Genomic DNA, 4564 nt, shown 5'->3' on the forward strand with positions numbered 1-4564 from the left:
AAAGCTTCTGAAAGCAAAGATTATTGTGATGAAATCAAAGGCATAACAAAAAAACATAATCTCGAGATCACTGAACTATCAACGCATCTTCAAGGACAATTGGTTGCAGTACATCCAGCATACGACACTGCATTTGATGGATTTGCCGCACCTGAAGTAAGAGGAAATCCAAAAGCAAGACAAGAGTGGGCAGTAAATCAACTGATGATGGCAGCTAAGGCCTCAAAAAATCTTGGACTAGATAGGCATGTTACTTTTTCTGGAGCACTAGCTTGGCCTTATGTTTATCCTTGGCCACAAAGACCTGAAGGACTAATTGAAAACGCATTTAATGAACTTTCTAATCGATGGAAACCAATTCTTGATCAATTCGATCAAAATGGAGTTGATCTTTGTTATGAGATACACCCAGGTGAGGATCTTCACGATGGTATCACATTTGAAATGTTTTTAGAAAAAGTTGGTAATCATAAAAGATGTAATATGCTTTATGATCCTAGTCATTATGTTTTACAGAATTTAGATTACTTGGCTCATATAGATATTTATCATGAAAAAATAAAAATGTTTCATGTTAAAGATGCAGAGTTAAATCCTACTGGAAAACAGGGGGTGTATGGTGGTTTCCAATCTTGGGTTAACAGAGCAGGTAGATTTAGGTCTCTTGGTGATGGACAGGTAGATTTTAAATCAATTTTTTCAAAATTTACTTCATATGGTTATGATGGTTGGGCAGTTCTTGAATGGGAGTGCTGTTTAAAACATCCAGAAGATGGAGCAAGAGAAGGTGCTGAATTTATCAAAAATCATATTATTAACACCACAGAAAAAGCATTTGATGATTTTGCAGGAAGTGGTGCTGATATTGAAGCAAATAAAAAAATGCTGGGTATAAATTAGTGCAAAGAAAAATCCGTATTGGAATGGTCGGTGGAGGAGAAGGCGCTTTTATTGGAGGTGTTCACAGAATAGCCCTAAGACTTGATGGTCATTACGAATTAGTAGCAGGATGTTTTTCATCTAATTTTGACAACTCAAAAGAAACTGGAAGAAAACTTGGATTGTCAAAAGAACGTATCTATGAAACTTATCAAGAAATGGCTGAAAAAGAGTCTACCCGTTCCGATGGGATAGATGTTGTCTCTATAGTAACTCCTAATCACCTACATGTGCCAGTGGCAAAAATTTTTGCGGAAAAAGGCATTCACATTATTTGTGATAAGCCTCTTGCTTTTTCAAGTGAAGAAGCAAACTCTCTTAAAGATATCATAGAAAATAAAAAGATAATTTTTGCCTTAACACATAATTATACTGGATATCCAATGGTAAGACATGCAAGATCCATGGTTAAAGAAGGTGATCTTGGAAAAATAAGAGTTATACAAGCAGAATACCCTCAAGATTGGTTAACTACAAAAGCTGAGGATACTGGTTTAAAACAAGCTGAGTGGAGAACTGATCCTAAAAGATCTGGAGGAGGAGGTTGTATAGGAGATATTGGAACTCATGCATTTAATCTTATTAGATTTATAACTGAGTTAGAATTGGATGAGCTATCAGCTGACATTCATACTTTTGTGAAAGGTCGAAAACTAGATGATAATGCACAAATCATGCTTAGATTTAAAGGTGGTGCAAAAGGGGCAATATGGTCTAGTCAAGTTGCAGTTGGTAATGAAAATAATCTTAAAATAAGAGTGTATGGTGAAAATGGTGGGATAGAGTGGAAACAAGAAGATCCAAATTATTTGTATTTTACAAAATTTGGAAAACCAACTGAAAAAATAACAAGAGGTAGCGGTAGCGCAAACAAAGAAGCTAATGATGTTACAAGAATTCCACCAGGTCATCCCGAGGGATATTTAGAAGGTTTTGCAAATATTTATACCGATGTTTCCAAAAGATTAAATGCTCAAATAAACAATGAAAAATATAACGAGCTAGACGACTGTTACCCAACTATTTATGATGGTGTTGAAGGGATGAAGTTTATAGAGACTGTTTTAAATTCTAGTAAAAATAACAGTAAATGGACTCAGTTTAATAATTAAAATTAAATTAATTTTGATAAGTCTCTTCCATTTGTTTTAAATGTAGGTAATGGGTATTTAAAAGCATATTTTCTTGGAATACATTTTTCTTTAGCTTTTTCCCAGAGAGTTAGCCATTGTTTAAAATTTTTAATTTTAATATTTTTTTTATTTTTACTTCTAACGTAAAAATTAGGAAGGGGCTCTCTTCCAGATGGTTGTCCAGCAACATTATATCTTAGATCAGCACTTATTCTAAAATCATTTGATCTATTTGGCAAAGAGCAGTGTATTGAATGTTTGTGCAGAAGTATCACATCACCAATGTTTGCTTCTAAATAAATGTGCTTCATATCATCTAATAATTCACTATTTTTTAATTCTACCTGTCCTCTGTATCCTGATATGTGATTTAATAATCCCATTTTATTGATCTTTTTAACAGTAATCATGCATCCATTTTTTTTAGTAGTTTTAGTAAAAGGAATCCACACAGTAACCATGTCAGTTAATTTTTGCCCTCTTGTATTTAATACTGCCGCATCCTGATGCCAAGGTGTTCTTCCACTTAGACCATCATGAATTGATCCTTTTGGTAATTTTTTTTCAGGTTGTTTAATTCTAGTATTTTGAACAGGGTTAGACATTATTTCTTTACCCAAAATTTTTTCTACAACATCCAAAATTTTTTTATTAGTAATTAAATTCCACAATGATTGGGTTGCAAAATAATCGCTATCTTGCTTTACATGATCTCTTGGTAATCTTGTATTAAAATATTGATCCAAATCATAAATATTAAGTTTTGAAATATATGAATATTTTTTTTTAAAATCTAATTTAAGAATTTTTTTGATCTCTCTTTTTTTTGCATATTTTTGAATAAGACAGTCTATTACAAATTCCATATCATTAAGAATTGGTTTTAAGTCTCTTCTAAAGTTAAGTACATTTTTAACAATCAAGTACCCATTCTCATATAATTTTTTTTGAAGACTATTTGTCATAACTAAAATTTATTTTATCATTTACAATATTTCAATATTTTGGTGCTGTGGTTAAATAGTTCGCATCATGAAAAGAGGTTAACATTCTTTTTTTGGTACTAATTATATGTGGATAATATGAGACACCTTTGTAATTCCATATAACAGGTTTATTTAAAGCGTAACTACCATAAATGAAAAAACGTTTTGGGCAATTTCTCTCAATAAACCGCTTAACTCCATGATAGGAATTTGGAGTAGATTGAAAAAAAACAACAGTTCCTTTTTTGGGAGTAAAAGATTTGACTACTTCAAGCTCACTTATTTTTGGAAATCTCCTAAAAGTTTTTCTTAAATTTTTTTTTGCTTTTTTTCTATAGATAGTAAGAGAGCCGCCATTTTTTTTTGGTATGTCTGTTAAATAAATTAAGAAATTATATAATCTAGTTATATCATCCCTATGAGGTCTTAATCTATATCCTCCTTTTGATACTGAAAAGTCTATATCTAAATTTACTTTAGGATTAGTGTAATTGTTTCCCAGTAATTTTTTTAATTCAGTAGAATTTAATTTTTTTTTAATAGTGAACTTTTTGGGATTAAATGATTTCGGTTTATGTAAATTTATCCATGATCCATCTTTAAAATTTTTTGTAAAAAGATTTTCAATTTTTTTGTAAAAAGACTTGCTATTAAAAAGTTTAAAAAGCTTTGCAGAGTTAATTGAATTTTTTATATATAAATTAAAATTTTTTGAGCCTTTATTAATCCTGCTTCTACCTCCCATAATCATATCATCAAATGATTTTGAGTTACTGATTTCTTTAATTAATAAATTACAGATATTTTTTGAAACAACGTTGTCTCCAACTAAAACAGGAAAGTTACTTTTGATTTTTTTTAATTTTTTTGTACTGAGCATTTAGCTGTACATACCTTCTTTCACTTTAATCATCTTGTACATCAGATCATTTAAAGGCGTTTTAATCCCATGTTTTTTTCCTATTTTTGAAACTGCACCACTAATAAAGTCTATTTCAGTCTTTCTCTTATATTGAATATCAAAAGCCATTGAGGATTTGTTGGTTTGCATAGAATCTACAATTTTATTGAACATAAATAAGCATTCATCTTCTGAAACATTAACTCCATCAGCAAGAGCCACTTCTCTAGTTTCTAAAATTATTTCTTTGCCCAACCCTCGAGATACCTCGTTTGCTTTATTGTTTATATATAAATCAGTATGATGAAGATCAAAAATTGCAGACAATGGTCCAATTGCTGTTAAAGCAAAAAGCTTCATCCATTTTCTTTTCTTTACATCTTCTGCAGCAATCATTTCAAGATTATGTGCTGTAAAAGTATCTGCTATTTCTTTAATTCGATCAGTAACTCCTCCTTCGTACTCACCAATCCAAGATGGTAACGAACCATGATTCATTATATGACCTGGTCCTAAAATATTTGAAGCTTGAGTAGTTGTCCCACCAATTACTTTTTCATTACCCACAATACTTTGAATAATTGCTTCATGACCAATACCATTAT

5 protein-coding genes are annotated in these 4564 nt (G+C 30.9%); 2 read left to right on the top strand and 3 right to left on the bottom strand.

The features are described 5' to 3' along the window. Together AMN81_RS05535 and AMN81_RS05540 are read left to right on the top strand one after the other, a co-directional pair. Positions 1–900 (top strand): sugar phosphate isomerase/epimerase family protein (locus AMN81_RS05535; RefSeq protein WP_072091066.1); only part of this gene is annotated, 900 nt, incomplete at its 5' end. 23 nt (positions 901–923) lie between these two features. Then, a complete protein-coding gene (locus AMN81_RS05540; protein WP_072091070.1) occupies positions 924–2051 on the top strand; it encodes a Gfo/Idh/MocA family protein in 1128 nt (375 codons plus the stop codon). Between the two features lie 2 nt (positions 2052–2053). On the opposite strand, the gene AMN81_RS05545 is transcribed toward AMN81_RS05540, so the two are convergent. From AMN81_RS05545 to AMN81_RS05555, 3 genes are all read right to left on the bottom strand, one after another. Next, positions 2054–3037: a phytanoyl-CoA dioxygenase family protein gene (locus AMN81_RS05545; RefSeq protein ID WP_072091067.1), complete on the bottom strand. Its 984-nt coding sequence runs from the start codon at positions 3035–3037 to the stop codon at positions 2054–2056. Between the two features lie 31 nt (positions 3038–3068). Further along, on the bottom strand, positions 3069–3938 hold the full coding sequence (locus AMN81_RS05550) for a 2OG-Fe(II) oxygenase (RefSeq protein ID WP_072091068.1): 870 nt from the start codon (positions 3936–3938) through the stop codon (positions 3069–3071). Continuing rightward, on the bottom strand, positions 3939–4564 hold a 626-nt coding region (locus tag AMN81_RS05555; RefSeq protein ID WP_072091069.1), incomplete at its 5' end, for a ketopantoate reductase family protein.

Source organism: Candidatus Pelagibacter communis (genome assembly GCF_001179845.1).
Lineage (GTDB): Bacteria > Pseudomonadota > Alphaproteobacteria > Pelagibacterales > Pelagibacteraceae > Pelagibacter > Pelagibacter ubique_Q.

What these genes read in the sequence shown, in the direction of transcription:
- AMN81_RS05550 (WP_072091068.1), bottom strand. Translation starts at nt 3,938, where the DNA reads ATGCTCAGTACAAAAAAATTAAAAAAAATCAAAAGTAACTTTCCTGTT.
- AMN81_RS05540 (WP_072091070.1), top strand. Translation starts at nt 924, where the DNA reads ATGGTCGGTGGAGGAGAAGGCGCTTTTATTGGAGGTGTTCACAGAATA.
- AMN81_RS05545 (WP_072091067.1), bottom strand. Translation starts at nt 3,037, where the DNA reads ATGACAAATAGTCTTCAAAAAAAATTATATGAGAATGGGTACTTGATT.